Below are 14,454 nucleotides of genomic sequence, written 5' to 3' on the forward strand. Positions count from 1 at the left end.
TCCGGCGCGAAGCGGCCACAAACGTCTTCACCGAACGCCGGCCACTGTCGGTATGGCCTCCCCGCCTCGACGCTCCCTCCGAGCGATGGCACTGGTCGCGCTCGTCCTCGCGGCCGGCTGTACGGCCCTGCCCGTCACGGACGGACAGGCGTCGGGCCCGGAATCGACGGTGGAGAGCTTCTCGTACCCGTCCGGGTGGTCACAGGATGGGATCGCGGACCTCTCCGTCGCGCTGCGAACGCACGACGAGACGCTTCGCAACACCTCCCGCCGCAGTCGCATGGTCACCGCCGACGGTGACGCCAACCGAACGGTCGTGCGGACCTTCGACGCCGGGAACGACACCGTCTCGATACGGTGGTCGGACACGGAGTTCGGCCGCACCCTGCGCCACTACCTCAGCGCCGAGGGCGTGTTCGCGTACGACCCGGCGACGGAGGAGCTGACTCGGAACCCCGGCGAGAACTGGACCCCGGCCGAGGTGGCTTTTCACGACGGGGTCCGACGGCCGCTGACGGCGCTCGAACTCGACGCCACCGAGACGGTCACCGTCGAGGGGCGGACGGCCGTCAGGTACAACGTGACCGGTATCGAAGACCCAGGCGACGTTCCGGCGGACGACGCGAGCGGGCACGTCGTCGTCACCGAGGCGGGGTACATCGCGGCGTACGACGTCACGAGGGGGAACGACGATTTCTCCCTCCGGACCGCGTACGAGGTCACCGAGTTCGGGAACGCGACAGTGACTCGACCGGCGTGGCTGCCCGAGGAGTAGCGCCCGCGTCAGCCATCGACGCGCTCCGGCTCCTCTCTGGTCAGTTCGCTCTCCACGTCGCCCGTGTTCCGCGTGCCGGCCGGCTCGAAAAGCAGTATGTGCGCCTCCGGCTCGGCGACCGGGCGGTGTTCGGTCCCGCGGGGGACGACGATCAGTTCGCCGGCCTCTAGGACCGCGTCGTCGTCGCCGCGGAACTCGATCCGGAGCCGCCCCTCCGTGACGAGGAACAGCTCGTCGGCGTCGGCGTGGCTGTGCCAGACGAACTCGCCCTCGGCCTTCGCCAGCTTCACCGCCTGTCCGTTCAGCTCGCCGGCGAGGTGCGGGTTCCACCGCTCGTCGATGGACTCGAACGCGTCCGCGAGGCTTACCTTCTCCATGCGCCCTCGTGGGCGCTTCACGCTTATAAACGACCGCGGCGGGCTTCAGTAGTGCCAGGGGTGGTCGCGGAACTCGGGCTCGCGCTTCTCGAGGAAGGCGTCTCTGCCCTCCTGGGCCTCGTCGGTCATGTACGCCAGCCGGGTCGCCTCGCCGGCGAACACCTGCTGGCCGACCATGCCGTCGTCGGTCATGTTGAACGCGTACTTCAGCATGCGCATCGCGGTCGGCGACTTCCTCGTCATCTCGTCGGCCCACTCCAGCGCCACCTCCTCCAGCTCCTCGTGCGGGATCGCCTCGTTGACCATCCCCATGTCCGCGGCCTCCTCGGCGGAGTAGGTCTTCCCGCGGAAGAACACCTCGCGGGCCTTCTTCTGGCCGATCTGCTTCGCGAGGTAGGCGGAGCCGAACCCGCCGTCGAAGGAGGCCACGTCGGGGTCGGTCTGGAGGAACTTCGCGTGCTCGTCGCTGGCGAGCGTCAGGTCGCAGACGACGTGTAGCGAGTGCCCGCCGCCGACCGCCCAGCCGGGGACGACCGCGACGACCGGCTTCGGCATGAACCGGATCAGCCGCTGGACCTCCAGGATGTGGAGTCGCCCGGCGCGCGCCTCCTTGACGAGCGGGTCGTCCTCGTCGCCGGCCTCGTCGCCGTCGCGGTACTCGTAGCCGGAGCCGCCCCGTACCGACTGGTCGCCGCCGGAGCAGAACGCCCAGCCGCCGTCCTCCTCCGATGGGCCGTTGCCGGTGAGCAGGACGCAGCCGACGTCCGCCTGCTTGCGCGCGTGGTCGAGCGCGGCGTACAGTTCGTCGACGGTGCCCGGTCGGAACGCGTTCCGGACCCCGGGGCGGTCGAACGCGATCCGGACGACCGGGACGTCGACGCCGCGGTGATAGGTGACGTCGTCGAACTCGTCGGTCACCCGCTCCCACGCGTCGGGGTCGAATATCTCCGAGACCATGCGCCGCAATTGACGGCCGACCGCATAAACGGCGGCGGATGCGCCGCGTGGCCGCCCCCGCAGTAAATATTGCGTCGACCTGTGAGAGGTCTCTTTCGACTATGTGCGTGTCAGAACTCATCAAACGTCCATATTCTCCGTTTCGACCGACTCTCGACCGTCATCGGAATACGCCTTCGTTGCTGGTGACGCGGGGGTGTTGCCCGGGGAGCCCGTTTATACCGTATGCACGGAACACGCGCGCCGACCTCGCGTCGGTCCTTCCTCGCCGCCGCGGGCTCCTCCGCGACGCTCGGGCTCGCCGGCTGTCTCGGCGGCGGCGGCGGACTCGACGAGCTGACGGTCGCACACATGCCGATATACCCCGACCTCCAGTGGTACGTGATGGAGGGCGAGGGGTACTTCTCCGAGATCGACGCCGAGGTCACCGGGAAGGAGTTCACCGACGGCCCGGCGATCGTGCAGGCGTTCGGCGGCGGCGACATCGACGTCGCCATGTTCGGGATCGTGCCGGCGATGATCGTCATCGACCGCGACATCCCCGCGCAGGTGACGGCCGCGAACATCCGCGAGCCGATGGGGATCATGACCGCGGAGTCGTTCCACGAGCCCTTCGAGGCGGAGGGCGGCGACGCGTTCGCGACCTGGGCCGAGGAGAACGGCGGCCCCTTCCGCTTCGGCACCTTCCCGCAGGGGAGCGTCCCGGACGTGCTGCTCCGCTACTGGCTCCAAGAGAACGGCGTCGATCCCGAGTCGAACGAGCACGTCGAGATCATCGAGATCAACGGGGCCAGCGCGGTCTGGCAGGCGATCGCCAACGGCGAGATCGACGGTACCTCCATCATGGAGCCGGTGCCGACGATCGCGCAGGCGGAGGGGTCGTCCGTGACGATGCTCCGGACGGCCGCGCAGATCCTCCCCGGCCAGCCCGCGGCGGTCACGCTGATGAGCGACGCCGTCCGCGAGTCGCCGCTGGCCGCGCAGTTCGTCGAGCAGCACGTCCGCGCCACCGAGTTCATCGGTGAGAACCCGGACGCGACCGCCGGACACGTCGAGTCGGGGATCGGGATGCCGGCCGACCGCGCCCGGCGCGCGCTCGACTCGCCGCTGTCGAACTTCGTCACCGACCCCCGCGAGATCGTCGAGGCGACCCCGGTGTTCTCCGAGTTCGCCGCGAACAACGGGCAGATCGACGAACAGCTGTCGAACGAGACGATCTTCGACTTCGACGTCTACGACTCGCTCTGATGGCGACCGACACCGGCAGCCGGTTCGACGGGAACGAACTGCGCATCGGCCTCGGCCTCGACGACCCGCGCCGGCTTCTCCGCGGCGCGGCCGGCGTCGTCGGGTTCCTGGTCGTCTGGCACCTCGTCTCGCTCACCCAGCCGGCGTACGTGCTGCCGTCGCCGGCGGCGGTCGGGGACGCGTTCGCCGAGGAGCTCGCCTCCGGCACGATGACGACCGCGCTGTGGTCGAGTGTCCGACACTGGATCCCGGGGACGATAGTCGGCACCGGACTCGGCGTCGCCGCCGGCGTCGCGTTCTCGTGGAACGGGCTCCTCGACGACGTGACCGCCCCGCTCGTCAGGACGCTCCGGCCGGTCCCGCCGCTCGCGCTGATCGGCTTCGCGATCGCGTGGTTCGGGATCAACGACGCCGGCGCGGCCTTCATCATCGCGGTCGGCGCGTTCTGGATCAACTACTACGCGGCGTACGAGGCCGTCGAGGGGGTCTCGGAGGACCTGCTCGACGTGGGCCGCACGCTCGGGGTCCGCGGCGACCTCGACATGGTCCGGTCGATCGTCCTCCCGGCCTCGCTGCCCGGGATCCTCACCGGGATCCGGACCGGGCTCGGACGCTGCTGGATGCTCGTGGTGGCCTCCGAGATATTCGGCGTGCCGGGCGTCGGCCGCGAGATCCTGCGCGCGAGCAACAACCTGCTCGTCGACACCGTGATCGCGTACATCCTCGTGTTGAGCCTGATGTACCTCCTCGTCGACGTGGCGTTCCGCGCGGTCCAACGGAGGGTGTTAGTGTGGCGGGCGTGAACGAGGGGCCGACCACGGGCGACGACAGCACGGGCGCGATCGCCGGAGAGTCCGGCGTCGTCGTCGACGGCGTCGGCAAGACGTACGACGGCGACGGGAACCCGGTCCGGGCGCTCGACGACGTCTCCTTCGGGGTCGACGGCGGCGAGTTCGTCTGTCTCGTCGGCCCGTCCGGCTGCGGGAAGACGACGCTGTTCCGGATCATCGCCGGGCTCACCGGGGCCACCGACGGGCAGGTCCGCCTCGCCGGCGCCCCGGTCACCGGGCCGACGACGGACATGGGGGTCGTCTTCCAGGAGTACCACCTGTTCCCGTGGCTCACGGTCGAGGAGAACGTCGGCTACGGGCTCGAACGGAGCGACCGGTCCGAGGCGGAGCGCGCGAGTCGGGTCGACGAGATGCTCGAACTCGTCGGGCTCTCGGAGTTCCGGGAGTCGTACCCGAAGTCGCTCTCGGGCGGCATGAAACAGCGCGTCGCCATCGCGCGGGCGCTCGCCGTGGACCCGGAACTGCTCCTGATGGACGAGCCGTTCGGCGCGGTGGACGCGCAGACGCGGGAGATGCTCCAGCGGGAACTGCTCGACGTGTGGGCCTCGACCGGAAAGACGGTCCTGTTCGTCACTCACGACGTCGCCGAGGCGGTGACGCTCGCCGACCGGATCGTCGTGATGGCCGCCGAGCCGGGCCGCGTCGCCGAGGTCGTCGACGTCGGCGTCGATCGGCCCCGAGAGCGCGGCGACCCGGCCTTCGGGGAGCACGTGGCCCGCGTCCGGGAGCTGATCGGCGCGCGACCGTAGTCGGTCGCTCCTCGTCCCGGCGGCTCTTCTCTCCTCTTCCCTCCCTCGTCGGCTCCTCTCCCCTCCCTCGTCGGCTCCTCTCCCCTCCCTCGTCGGCTACTCTCCACCTTCGGGCGGCTCCGCTCCGTCGGACTCGTCGGCGGCGGCGGCCAGTTCGTCGATGCGGGTCCGGACCACCGACAGCGTCGCGTCGGCGTCGGCGTACCCCTGATCGTAGTCGTTCAGCGCGGACTCGGTCTCGTCGAGGAACCGCTCGACCGCGGCCTCGATCGACTCGTCGCTCATGGACACCGGTTCGCTCTCCGGGCCGTTATACTTCAGGACTCTGGGCGCACCGCACGCCGTTCGCGCCGGATCGCCCGGATCGGAACCGACCGAGCGTTTTATAATGCGAGCAACAGTATTGTACAGTATGAGAAATATTGATAACCGTCGCGCGACGGTTCTGCCGGGGTGGGGACGATGACCGGGAAGTCGGCGGTGCTCGCGACGGACCTCTCGACGGCGAGCGAGTCGATGATCCAGTCGGAGACCGGGCTGAACTGCCTCGAACAGATCGGCGTCGACCGGATCCACCTCGTGACGGTCGTGCCCTCCAACGTCCACTCGGGGATGCCCGGGATGGGGTTCGAGAAGCGCCGGAAGGAGGCGCTTCGCCGCTACAGTTCGACGGTCGAAGACGCCGGGTTCGACGTCGAGACGCACGTCGTCCGCGGGACGCCGCACCGACGGATCAACGGGGTCGCGGGCTCCGTGAACGCCGACCTGATAATGGTCGGTTCGCGCGGGAAGAGCCCGCTCGAGAACCGCGTGATCGGGTCGACCGCGCGCAACCTCGCCCGCACGACGGTCGTGCCGCTCATCGTCGACCGCATCGAGCGCGGCGTCGAGGAGCCCGAGACGGTCCGCCGACACCTGTTCAAGCGAACGCTGTTCGCGACGGACTTCTCTGAGAACGCCGAGCGCGCGTTTCGGTCGTTCGAGTACCTCCGGCACGCGACGAAGGAGGTCACGCTGGTCCACGTCGAGTCACCGAAAGACGACACGGGCGAGGGCGCCGACCCGCAGGACCGCCTCAACGACCTCGCCGACCGGCTGGACGAGCTGGAGCTCGACGCCCGCACGGAGATCCGCCGCGGCGACCCCGCGGACGAGATCCTCGCCGCAGAGGCGGAGCACGACCCGAGCACGCTGATGATCGGCTCACGGGGTCGCAGCCGGCTGCGCCGACTGCTGCTCGGCAGCGTCTCCGAGGAAGTGGTCGCCCGGGCGACGGGCAACGTCTTCCTCGTGCCGCCGCCGCGGTCGGTGTGACCTCGCCGCGCGCCGCACGCCGCGGACGAGCCGTCGGCCGCGTCCGCGGCGGGTGCTGAATGCTGTTGTATAGTACGCGCACAACTACGTCTCAGGAGCGTGCCGTGCGACCGACCGCCCCGTGCCGGATCCGCACGGGCGTCGATACGATCCGCCTCGGTCGGCCTCTCGGCCGGAGCGTTCGGCGACCGCTCAGCGACGCCGCAGCGCGTAGGTCGCGTAGCCGACGGCGGCGAGCAGGCCCGTCGAAAGCAGGCTCCCGTACACGGCCGGCGAGACGTCGACGTAGCCGCCGAACGGGTTCGTCAGCGCGAATACCAGGACGGTGAGGGCGATAGCGATGAGGATCCCCACCGCGCCAAACGCCTTGAAGGCCGTGTCGAGGTCTAAACCACGCGATTCGGGTCCGGTCGAATGACTCATACCACCTGATACTGACTCGATAGGTAAATGGGTACGAGGGCGTTCCCACGCCCGGAGAATGCGTGGACGGGCCGGATTCGGGTCGCGGCGCGTCGGACGGACTCGCGATCCCTCGTCAATAGTTACTATCATCGTCGATAATTTACGCGCAGCTGTTTTCCCTCCGATCCGTCGACGCCAGATCAGATGACGCATACGCGATCGCTGACGACAGTCACACGTCGCCGGGTCGTCGCCGGAGTCGGCGCCGCGGCGGCCGGCGGCCTCGCCGGGTGTCTGGGCGGCGACCCCGGCGACGGTTCGACTTCGGCCGGAGACGGAACGAACGCGGCGACGACGGCCGACGAATCGGCGATCGGCGACGCGAGCGACGCCAGCGCGACGGTCGGCATGATCTACGCGCTCGGCGGACTCGACGACCGATCGTTCAACGACGCCGCCAACAGGGGGATCCAGCGCGCGCGCCTCGACCACGACGTGGCGTTCGCGAACGAGGAGCCGAGCGCGTTCCCGGAGCTTCGGAGCACGCAGGCGTCGCTGTCGGAGTCGGACGACCCCGATTACGACCTGATCTGTTGTGTCGGGTTCCTCCAGGCGGACGGCCTCTCGGCGGTCGCGAGCGAGCATCCGGACCAGCGGTACGCGATCATCGACTCCGCCGTCGACCGCGACAACGTGGCGAGCTACGTGTTCCGCGAACACGAGGGGTCGTTTCAGGCGGGTCACCTCGCCGGGCTGGTGACGGGCCGCGACGTGTCGGTCGGGGCGGGATCCACCGTTCCCGACGAACGGACCGTCGGCTTCGTCGGCGGCGTCGAGTCGGACCTCGTGCGCAAGTTCGAGGCCGGCTACCGCGCCGGCGTCGACCACGCGGCCGCGGACGCGTCGACGCTCGCCACGTACGTCGGCGCATTCGACGACCCCGAGAGCGGGTACGCCGCCGCAGCGGAGATGTACGATCAGGGCGCCGACGTGGTGTATCACGCGGCCGGCGGGAGCGGCCTCGGCGTGTTTCAGGCCGCACAGGAGTACGGCCGGTACGCGATCGGCGTCGACTCCGACCAGTCGCGGAGCAACCCGCGGTACGCGGACGTGATCCTCGCGTCGATGGTGAAACGCGTCGGTACCGCCGTTTACGACGCCGCCGAACGGACCATCGACGGCGACCTCGGCACGGGTGAGACGGCCGCGCTCGGCCTCGCCGAGGACGGCGTCGCGCTCGTGTACGGCACGTCGCTCGGGCCGGTGATCCCGGACGACGTGCGCGCCGCGATCGCCGCGTCCGGCGACCGGATCGTCGCCGGCGACCTGTCGGTCCCCTCGGACCCGGAGGAGTTGAACTGATGGCTCCCGGAGTCATCGACCGGCTGGCGCGGGCGGCGAGTCGGGTCCTTCCCGACGCGGTCCGGCGACGGTACGCCGCCAAGTTCGCGCTCGCGTTCCTCGTCGTGGCGGCGGTCGTCGTCGCGGGCGGCGCGTTCACTTACCTCCAGACCGGAGAGACCGTGGAGGCCGACGCGACGACCCAACTGGCCGAGACCGGCGGCCTACAGGCCGACGCGATCGGCTCGTGGACCGAGCGGATGAGCACGGAGACCCGATCGATGTCGGCGGCCGACGCGCTCCGGTCGGACCGGCGCGCGCCGGCGTACATCCTGTTGAAAGACGAGCTGCTCTCCGACGACATCGTCAGCATCCACCTCGTCGACTCGGGGGAAGACCGGGTCGTCGCAAGCACGGAACAGCCGTTGGAGGGCCGCGCCCCGAGCGACCTCGACGCGCCGTGGAGCGACGCCGACGTCCCGGAGGGCGTCGGGAGCGACGACCGCGTCTGGCGGTCGGCTCGCTCGTACCGGTCGCCCGTGCTCAACGACCGGCCGGTGATGGCGTTCGCCAGCTCCGTGCCGCGGGCCGACGGTCGGTACCTCGTCGTGGTGACTCGCATCCAGCCGCAGCTCGAACGGATCCAGAACACCGACACCGGCGAGGAGACGATGATCCTCAACGCCGCCGGGCAGACAGTCCTCGACATCGACGGCACGGTCGACGAGGGCGAACACGCCGACGCCGTCGAGACGGTCCGAGAGGGGAACGCAACGACCGCGACGCGGATCGGCGACGGCCAGGTCCACGCGTACGCGTCGGTCCCCGACACGGACTGGGTGGCGGTCACGAGCGTCGACCAGTCGACGGCCTTCGCCGTCCGGAACGACGTGGGAGACTCGGTGCTGCTGCTGCTCCTCCTCACGCTCGCGTCGCTGGGTATCGTCGGGGCCGTGCTCGGTAGCCGGACGGTCGTCCCCCTCGCGCGGCTGCGAGACCGCGCCGAGCGCATCGAGTCGGGCGACCTCGACGTCGACCTGACGACCGGCCGGATCGACGAGATCGGTCGCCTGTTCACGAGCTTCGGCGAGATGCGGGACGCGCTCCGCGAGCGGATCGCCGAGGCCGAGACCGCGGCAGACGAGGCGGAGGCGGCGCGCGAGGAGGCCGAGGCCGTCACCCGGGACATGGAAACCCGCGCGGCCGACTACAGCGAGGTGATGGGAGCGGTCGCGGACGGCGATCTCACCCGGCGGATGGACCCCGACGCGGACCGCGACGCGATGCGGGAGATCGCCGAGGAGTTCAACGACATGGTGTCCCAGCTGGAACGGACCACCGCGCGGGTCGCCGCCTTCGCCGCCGAGGTCGACGACGCGAGCGCGGAACTCGCGACCGGCGCCGACGAGGTCGAGACCGCGAGCGGGACCGTCAGCGAGCAGATCCAGGAGATCGCCGACGGGGCGGTCAGACAGGACGAGCGGCTCGACGCGGTGAGCGGCGAAATGAGCGACCTCTCCGCGAGCATCGAGGAGGTCGCGTCGTCGGCCGCGTCCGTCGCGGAGACCGCGGAGGCCGCCTCGGAACGCGGCGCGACCGGGCGCGAGGCCGCCGCGGAGGCGCTCGACGAGATGGACGCGATCGAGGAGCGCTCCGCGGCCGCGGTCGAGCAGATGGAGTCGCTCGACGACCGCATGGACGAGATCGACGAGGTCGTCGAGTTCATCACCGACGTGGCCGAGCAGACGAATATCCTCGCGTTGAACGCCTCCATCGAGGCCGCCCGCGCCGGCGAGGCCGGCGAGGGCTTCGCGGTCGTCGCCGACGAGGTCAAGGACCTCGCGGAGGAGACGCAGGAGGCGGCCGCCGAGATCGAGTCGCAGATCGACGCCGTCCGCGGGGAGGCGGACGAGACAGTCGACGACATCCGCGAGACGAACGCGCGGATCGACGAGGGGTCCGACACCGTTCGCGAGGCGTCGTCGTCCCTCGAGGCCGTCGTCGACGCGGTCGAGGAGACGAATCACGGTGTCCAGGAGATAAGCGAGGCCGCCGAGGACCAGGCCCGGTCGACCCAGCGCGCGGTCGAGGGGGTGGAGGACGTCGCCGAGGTGAGCGGGGAGGTCGCCACCGGCTCCGAGCAGGTGTCCGCCGCCGCCGAGCAGCAGACGGCGACCGTCACCACGATCGCCGAAAACGCCGACCGGCTCCGGGAGCAGGCCGAGGCGCTCTCGGAGTCCGTCTCGGCCTTCGAGGTCGACGTGGACCCGGACGATATCGAGAGCGAGACGGACGGCGAGAACGCCGGGCAGGGCGGGGTCGGCGGCGACGACCGAACCGGACACGGCCTCGCCGCCGACGGCGACGGACGAGACCGGTCGGCCGACGAACGCTAGTCCCCGCTCTCGGGGTGGCCTTCGACGATCGCAACGCCGGAGGAGGCGCCGATCCGCGCCGCGCCCGCGTCGAGCATCGCTTTCGCCTCCTCGTATGAGCCGACGCCGCCGGAGGCCTTCACCGGGAGGTACTCGCTCATCAGTTCCACGTCGGCGACGGTCGCGCCGCCGTCGGCGAAGCCCGTCGACGTCTTCACCATGTCGGCGTCGGCCTCGACGGCGGCCTCGCAGGCGCGGCGCTTCTCGTCGTCGGTCAGGAGCGCGGTCTCGATGATCACCTTCACCGGGACCGGCACCGCGGCGACCACGTCGGAGATCTCGGCGGCGACGACGTCGTCCTCGCCGGCCTTCAGGCGGCCGACGTTGATCACCAGGTCGATCTCGTCGGCGCCGTCCTCCCACGCGCCGACCGCCTCGTCCCGCTTCGCCTCCGGCGCGTGCTGACCGTGGGGGAACCCCGCGACGGTCGCGATCGTCGACGGGGCGTTCCCGTAGTCGGCCGCCTCTGCGACGTAGCAGGGGGGAATGCAGGCGTTCATCCCGTGGTCGGCCGCCTCGGCGAGGACTGCCTCGACGTCTCTCCAAGTCGTCTCCGGGCCGAGCACGGTGTGGTCGATGCTGGCGGCGAACGCGTCGCGGTCCATGCCGTCACGGTCTGCGCGACCGGTAAAAGGCGTACCGACCCCGGACGGGAACCGATTCGCGAGCGGTCCCAGCGGGCGAGACGCCCGCGTCAGCTCTCGATCTCGATCTCCGTTCCGGTCATCGCGGCGTCGACGACGACGGGCAGCCGAACGCTGAGGATGCCGTTCTGATACGAGGCATCGATGGCCTCCTCGTCGACGGTCTTCGGGAAGCGGAACCGACGGTGGTAGGTCCGGCGCATGCCGCGCTGTTCGTCCTCGCGTTCGGCGGCGACGTTGAGGACGCCGTCGTCCCACGAGGCCGTGATCTCCTCGGGATCGAACCCGGGGAGCTCTATGGAGAGGACGAACTCGTCCTCCTCCTCGTACAGTTCGTAGTCGTTACCACCGGTTTCGAACAGTCGGTTCGGGAAGTCGAACCCCTGCGTCCACGAACTGGTCGGCGTCGGCAGAGCCATTGCTCATCACCTCGAATGCAGTTAATTATAGGGTAGCGATTCTATATGAATGTTTTGAATCATGTGGATTGTTTGCAATACTATAGCCTGGGGCTAAGGGAGCGGAGGGAGCGGAGGGGGCTGAGGGAGTGAAAAGCGGGCGAGCCGTCGCCGGCCTGGGAACGGTCGCCGCCCGGAAGCGGTCGCCGCGGCCGAACGGTTGGATTCAAGTCCGCCGCAGGGGAAGCGGGTGGTATGCAACCGGGAGATCGCGTCCGCGTCGAGCGCGGGGACGTCACGAACGAGGGCGTACTGCTCCCCTCGACGACTCGCGACCACCTCGTCGTCAAGCTCGACGGGGGGTACAACGTCGGCGTCGACCGCGACGAGGCCGACGTCGAAGTGCTCGAATCGGGCGCCCGCGACGTCGACGACGGGGCCGACGCGGGCGGCGGCGAGGCCTCCGAGATCACCTTCGACGACGACCTGCCGACGGTGTCGCTCATCTCGACCGGCGGGACGATCGCTTCTACGGTCGACTACCGGACCGGCGCGGTCACCGCGCAGTTCGACGCCGAGGACGTGCTTCGGGCCGTGCCCGACCTGGCCGGCCGCGCGAACTACCGCGGGCGCGTCGTCGCCAACATCCTCTCCGAGAACATGGAGCCGTCCATCTGGCGGGAGCTCGCCGAGGCGGTCGCGGAGGAGGTCGCGGCCGGCGCCGACGGCGTCGTCGTGATGCACGGCACCGACACGATGCAGTACTCCGCCTCCGCGCTCTCCTTCATGCTCGACTCGCCCGTTCCGGTCGTGTTCACCGGGAGCCAGCGCTCCGCGGACCGCCCCTCCTCGGACAACGTGATGAACGCGGTGTGCGCGGTCGAGGCCGCGAAGGCCGACCACGCGGAGACGCTCGTCTGCATGCACGCGAGCCCCTCCGACGACGCCTGCGCGCTCCACCGCGGCACCCGCGTCCGGAAGAACCACACCTCCCGCCGCGACGCCTTCGAGACGGTCGGCGCCCGATCGCTCGGCGTCATCGACTACGAGGCCGCGGCCGAGGCGGGCGCCGAGGGCGACGCGGCCGACGCCGCCATCGAGTGGAACCGAGAGCCGCTCCCGCGGGGGAGTGAGGCGAGCGAGGGCGACGGAGACGCGGAGGCCGGCCTCGCGCCCGACCTCGACGGCGACGTGGAGCTCGCGAAGTTCACGCCGGGCATGGACCCGGCCGCGTGGGACTACCTCGACGGCAAGGACGGCGTCGTGATCGAGGGGACTGGTCTCGGCCACGTCCACACCGACCTCGTCCCGCGGATCGCGGAGCTGGTCGAGGACGGCACCGTCGTCGCGATGACGAGCCAGTGCCTCGACGGCCGCGTCTGCGACCGCGTGTACGACACCGGCCGCGACCTGCTCGACGCGGGCGTCGTCGAGGCGGGCGACACCCTCCCCGGCACCGCGAAGGTGAAGCTCATGTGGGCGCTCGCGAACCTGTCGGACCCCGCCGAGGCGATGGCCCGCGACCTCGCCGGCGAGCTCACCGAGGAGTCGCAGCCCTGGCGATGACGGAGTCGGACGGGGAGCCGCCGCGCGCCCCCGGCTCGACGCCCGCCGGACCGACCGTCGTCGTCCGCGAGGCCCGCCCCGCCGACGCCGACGCGGTCGCGGCGTTCACGCGGGACACGTGGGGCGAGCGGCACGAGGACTACCTCCCGCGGGTGTTCCCCGAGTGGGTCGCCGCCGACGACCCGGACCGCGGCACCTTCGTCGCGACGCTTCCGCCCGAGGCGATCGACGGAAGCGACGCGGTCGCGGGGAACGACGACCGCGATCCGGGTGACACCGTGATCGAGGGCGACGGCGCGGGCGCCGCCGCCCCCGGCGAGCCGGAGGCCGTCGTCGGCTGCATCCGGGGCGCCCTGCTCACCGAGTGGGAGGCGTGGGGACAGGGGATCCGCGTCGACCCCGCCGCCCGCGGCTTCGGCGTCGGGACCGCCCTCTCGACCGGCGCGCTCGACTGGGCGCGCGACCGCGGCGCGACGGTCTGCCGGAATATGGTGTTCTCGTGGAACATCGCCGGGCTCGGCCAGTCGCGCGCGGTCGGCTTCGAGCCGGCGACGGAGTTCCGGTTCGCGGAGCCCGAGCCGGCGGCGGACGTCGGCGATCCGGAGACCGCGGCGACTGCCTCCGACTCCGACGGGCTCCGCGTCCTCGACGGTCCGGACCCGAACGCCGCGTGGGCGTTCTGGGCCGACAGCGACGCCCGCGACCACCTCGGCGGGCTCGCGCTCGACGACGGCGAGCCGTGGGCCTGTTCCGAACTCACTCGCGAGCGGCTCCGGGTCGCGGCCGACGACGACCGCCTCCTGGCGGTCGCCGGCGCCGACGCGCTCGCCGGGTTCGCGGTCCGGGCCCGCGTCTCGGAGCGGCCGGGCGACGACGGGGACGACGCCCCCGAGCGCGTCGCCGTGTACGGCGCCGCCGCCTGGCGAGACGTCGACGCGGCGGGCGCGCTTTATAAATCGATCGCCGCGGACGCGGCCGCGGTCGACGCCGACGCCGCGCGCGTGCTGATCCCCGAGACGGTGGAGCACGTGAGCGACACCGGCGCGAACCGGGTGCCGGTCGCCGGCGAGCCCGACTTCGTCATGCGGGCCGACCTCACGGGCGAACTATAAGCGTCGCCCGCCGAACAGGGTATCATGACGCTCCTCTCCGGGGTCGCCCTCCCGTGGTCGCTCCCGCTCACGCTCGTGGTCTACGGGGTCGTCGTCGCCGCCGCGGCGTGGATCTACCGCGACGCGAGGGAGCGCGGGAGCCGCTACGCGCCCCTCTGGGCGGTCGCGACCCTCGCGTTCACCATCGTCCCCGTGCTCGCGTACCTCTACCTCCACCGCGACGCCGGCCCGGCGCGGTGAGCGTCGCGGACCGTTTTTAGGCTCGGGACACAGATCGACGAT

Annotated in this window: 16 protein-coding genes; 10 read left to right on the forward strand and 6 right to left on the reverse strand. The window is 70.8% G+C overall.

Annotated elements, in window-relative coordinates; translation table 11 throughout:
- The first annotated feature begins 85 nt into the window (after positions 1-85).
- The gene (locus DJ75_RS06050) at positions 86-775 is read left to right on the forward strand and encodes a hypothetical protein (RefSeq protein ID WP_249269076.1); all 690 of its coding nucleotides are present in this window, start codon (positions 86-88) and stop codon (positions 773-775) included.
- Between the two features lie 8 nt (positions 776-783).
- On the opposite strand, the gene DJ75_RS06055 is transcribed toward DJ75_RS06050, so the two are convergent.
- Both DJ75_RS06055 and DJ75_RS06060 read right to left on the reverse strand, forming a co-directional pair.
- Entirely contained in the window at positions 784-1,152 is a 369-nt protein-coding gene (locus DJ75_RS06055) for a cupin domain-containing protein (protein WP_094523491.1), read from the reverse strand.
- A gap of 45 nt (positions 1,153-1,197) precedes the next feature.
- A complete protein-coding gene (locus tag DJ75_RS06060) occupies positions 1,198-2,109 on the reverse strand; it encodes a 1,4-dihydroxy-2-naphthoyl-CoA synthase (protein WP_094523493.1) in 912 nt (303 codons plus the stop codon).
- A 225-nt stretch (positions 2,110-2,334) separates the two neighbouring features.
- Between DJ75_RS06060 and DJ75_RS06065 the strand changes: the two genes are divergently transcribed.
- Genes DJ75_RS06065 through DJ75_RS06075 form a run of 3 tightly spaced genes read left to right on the forward strand, consistent with a single transcriptional unit; the run spans position 2,335 to position 4,957 of the window.
- Entirely contained in the window at positions 2,335-3,357 is a 1,023-nt protein-coding gene (locus DJ75_RS06065; RefSeq protein ID WP_094523495.1) for an ABC transporter substrate-binding protein, read from the forward strand.
- The gene (locus DJ75_RS06070; protein ID WP_094523497.1) at positions 3,357-4,160 is read left to right on the forward strand and encodes an ABC transporter permease; all 804 of its coding nucleotides are present in this window, start codon (positions 3,357-3,359) and stop codon (positions 4,158-4,160) included. Before DJ75_RS06065 ends, DJ75_RS06070 begins: the two co-directional genes overlap by 1 nt.
- On the forward strand, positions 4,148-4,957 hold the full coding sequence (locus DJ75_RS06075; RefSeq protein WP_094523499.1) for an ABC transporter ATP-binding protein: 810 nt from the start codon (positions 4,148-4,150) through the stop codon (positions 4,955-4,957). Before DJ75_RS06070 ends, DJ75_RS06075 begins: the two co-directional genes overlap by 13 nt.
- A 96-nt stretch (positions 4,958-5,053) precedes the next feature.
- Here the strand turns inward: DJ75_RS06075 and DJ75_RS06080 are convergent, their stop codons facing one another.
- Positions 5,054-5,242, reverse strand: a complete 189-nt coding sequence (locus DJ75_RS06080) for a hypothetical protein (protein ID WP_094523501.1) — start codon at positions 5,240-5,242, stop codon at positions 5,054-5,056.
- Positions 5,243-5,419: 177 nt separating this feature from the next.
- On the opposite strand from DJ75_RS06080, the gene DJ75_RS06085 reads away from it, so the two are divergent.
- Entirely contained in the window at positions 5,420-6,271 is an 852-nt protein-coding gene (locus DJ75_RS06085; RefSeq protein WP_094523696.1) for a universal stress protein, read from the forward strand.
- Between the two features lie 192 nt (positions 6,272-6,463).
- On the opposite strand, the gene DJ75_RS06090 is transcribed toward DJ75_RS06085, so the two are convergent.
- Positions 6,464-6,694: a hypothetical protein gene (locus tag DJ75_RS06090; protein ID WP_094523503.1), complete on the reverse strand. Its 231-nt coding sequence runs from the start codon at positions 6,692-6,694 to the stop codon at positions 6,464-6,466.
- A gap of 186 nt (positions 6,695-6,880) precedes the next feature.
- Here DJ75_RS06090 and DJ75_RS06095 point away from each other — a divergent pair, with 186 nt between their 5' ends.
- Positions 6,881-8,038, forward strand: coding sequence for a BMP family protein (locus DJ75_RS06095; protein ID WP_094523505.1), 1,158 nt, complete (start codon positions 6,881-6,883; stop codon positions 8,036-8,038).
- Positions 8,038-10,413 (forward strand): methyl-accepting chemotaxis protein, encoded by a 2,376-nt coding sequence (locus DJ75_RS06100; protein ID WP_094523507.1) that lies wholly within the window; start codon positions 8,038-8,040, stop codon positions 10,411-10,413. Before DJ75_RS06095 ends, DJ75_RS06100 begins: the two co-directional genes overlap by 1 nt.
- Here DJ75_RS06100 and deoC read toward each other — a convergent pair.
- Both deoC and DJ75_RS06110 read right to left on the reverse strand, forming a co-directional pair.
- Positions 10,410-11,057, reverse strand: coding sequence for a deoxyribose-phosphate aldolase (deoC, locus tag DJ75_RS06105; RefSeq protein ID WP_094523509.1), 648 nt, complete (start codon positions 11,055-11,057; stop codon positions 10,410-10,412). The genes DJ75_RS06100 and deoC overlap by 4 nt on opposite strands.
- 89 nt (positions 11,058-11,146) lie before the next feature.
- Positions 11,147-11,515, reverse strand: coding sequence for an Hsp20/alpha crystallin family protein (locus tag DJ75_RS06110; protein WP_170938243.1), 369 nt, complete (start codon positions 11,513-11,515; stop codon positions 11,147-11,149).
- A gap of 234 nt (positions 11,516-11,749) precedes the next feature.
- Between DJ75_RS06110 and gatD the strand changes: the two genes are divergently transcribed.
- Genes gatD through DJ75_RS06125 form a run of 3 tightly spaced genes read left to right on the forward strand, consistent with a single transcriptional unit; the run spans position 11,750 to position 14,412 of the window.
- Positions 11,750-13,060, forward strand: coding sequence for a Glu-tRNA(Gln) amidotransferase subunit GatD (gene gatD, locus DJ75_RS06115; RefSeq protein ID WP_094523511.1), 1,311 nt, complete (start codon positions 11,750-11,752; stop codon positions 13,058-13,060).
- Positions 13,057-14,172 (forward strand): GNAT family N-acetyltransferase, encoded by a 1,116-nt coding sequence (locus DJ75_RS06120; RefSeq protein ID WP_094523513.1) that lies wholly within the window; start codon positions 13,057-13,059, stop codon positions 14,170-14,172. Before gatD ends, DJ75_RS06120 begins: the two co-directional genes overlap by 4 nt.
- A gap of 24 nt (positions 14,173-14,196) precedes the next feature.
- Entirely contained in the window at positions 14,197-14,412 is a 216-nt protein-coding gene (locus DJ75_RS06125; protein WP_094523515.1) for a hypothetical protein, read from the forward strand.
- Positions 14,413-14,454: the final 42 nt, after the last annotated feature.

This window comes from Halorubrum sp. Eb13, assembly GCF_002252895.1.
Classification (GTDB): Archaea; Halobacteriota; Halobacteria; order Halobacteriales; family Haloferacaceae; genus Halorubrum.

Bases quoted from the DNA above. Each gene is read 5' to 3' on its own strand.
- DJ75_RS06070 (WP_094523497.1), top strand. From the start codon at position 3,357: ATGGCGACCGACACCGGCAGCCGGTTCGACGGGAACGAACTGCGCATC.
- DJ75_RS06110 (WP_170938243.1), bottom strand. From the start codon at position 11,515: ATGGCTCTGCCGACGCCGACCAGTTCGTGGACGCAGGGGTTCGACTTC.
- DJ75_RS06080 (WP_094523501.1), bottom strand. From the start codon at position 5,242: ATGAGCGACGAGTCGATCGAGGCCGCGGTCGAGCGGTTCCTCGACGAG.
- DJ75_RS06060 (WP_094523493.1), bottom strand. From the start codon at position 2,109: ATGGTCTCGGAGATATTCGACCCCGACGCGTGGGAGCGGGTGACCGAC.
- DJ75_RS06050 (WP_249269076.1), top strand. From the start codon at position 86: ATGGCACTGGTCGCGCTCGTCCTCGCGGCCGGCTGTACGGCCCTGCCC.
- DJ75_RS06120 (WP_094523513.1), top strand. From the start codon at position 13,057: ATGACGGAGTCGGACGGGGAGCCGCCGCGCGCCCCCGGCTCGACGCCC.
- DJ75_RS06095 (WP_094523505.1), top strand. From the start codon at position 6,881: ATGACGCATACGCGATCGCTGACGACAGTCACACGTCGCCGGGTCGTC.
- DJ75_RS06055 (WP_094523491.1), bottom strand. From the start codon at position 1,152: ATGGAGAAGGTAAGCCTCGCGGACGCGTTCGAGTCCATCGACGAGCGG.
- deoC (WP_094523509.1), bottom strand. From the start codon at position 11,057: ATGGACCGCGACGCGTTCGCCGCCAGCATCGACCACACCGTGCTCGGC.
- DJ75_RS06100 (WP_094523507.1), top strand. From the start codon at position 8,038: ATGGCTCCCGGAGTCATCGACCGGCTGGCGCGGGCGGCGAGTCGGGTC.
- DJ75_RS06125 (WP_094523515.1), top strand. From the start codon at position 14,197: ATGACGCTCCTCTCCGGGGTCGCCCTCCCGTGGTCGCTCCCGCTCACG.
- DJ75_RS06085 (WP_094523696.1), top strand. From the start codon at position 5,420: ATGACCGGGAAGTCGGCGGTGCTCGCGACGGACCTCTCGACGGCGAGC.
- DJ75_RS06065 (WP_094523495.1), top strand. From the start codon at position 2,335: ATGCACGGAACACGCGCGCCGACCTCGCGTCGGTCCTTCCTCGCCGCC.
- DJ75_RS06090 (WP_094523503.1), bottom strand. From the start codon at position 6,694: ATGAGTCATTCGACCGGACCCGAATCGCGTGGTTTAGACCTCGACACG.
- gatD (WP_094523511.1), top strand. From the start codon at position 11,750: ATGCAACCGGGAGATCGCGTCCGCGTCGAGCGCGGGGACGTCACGAAC.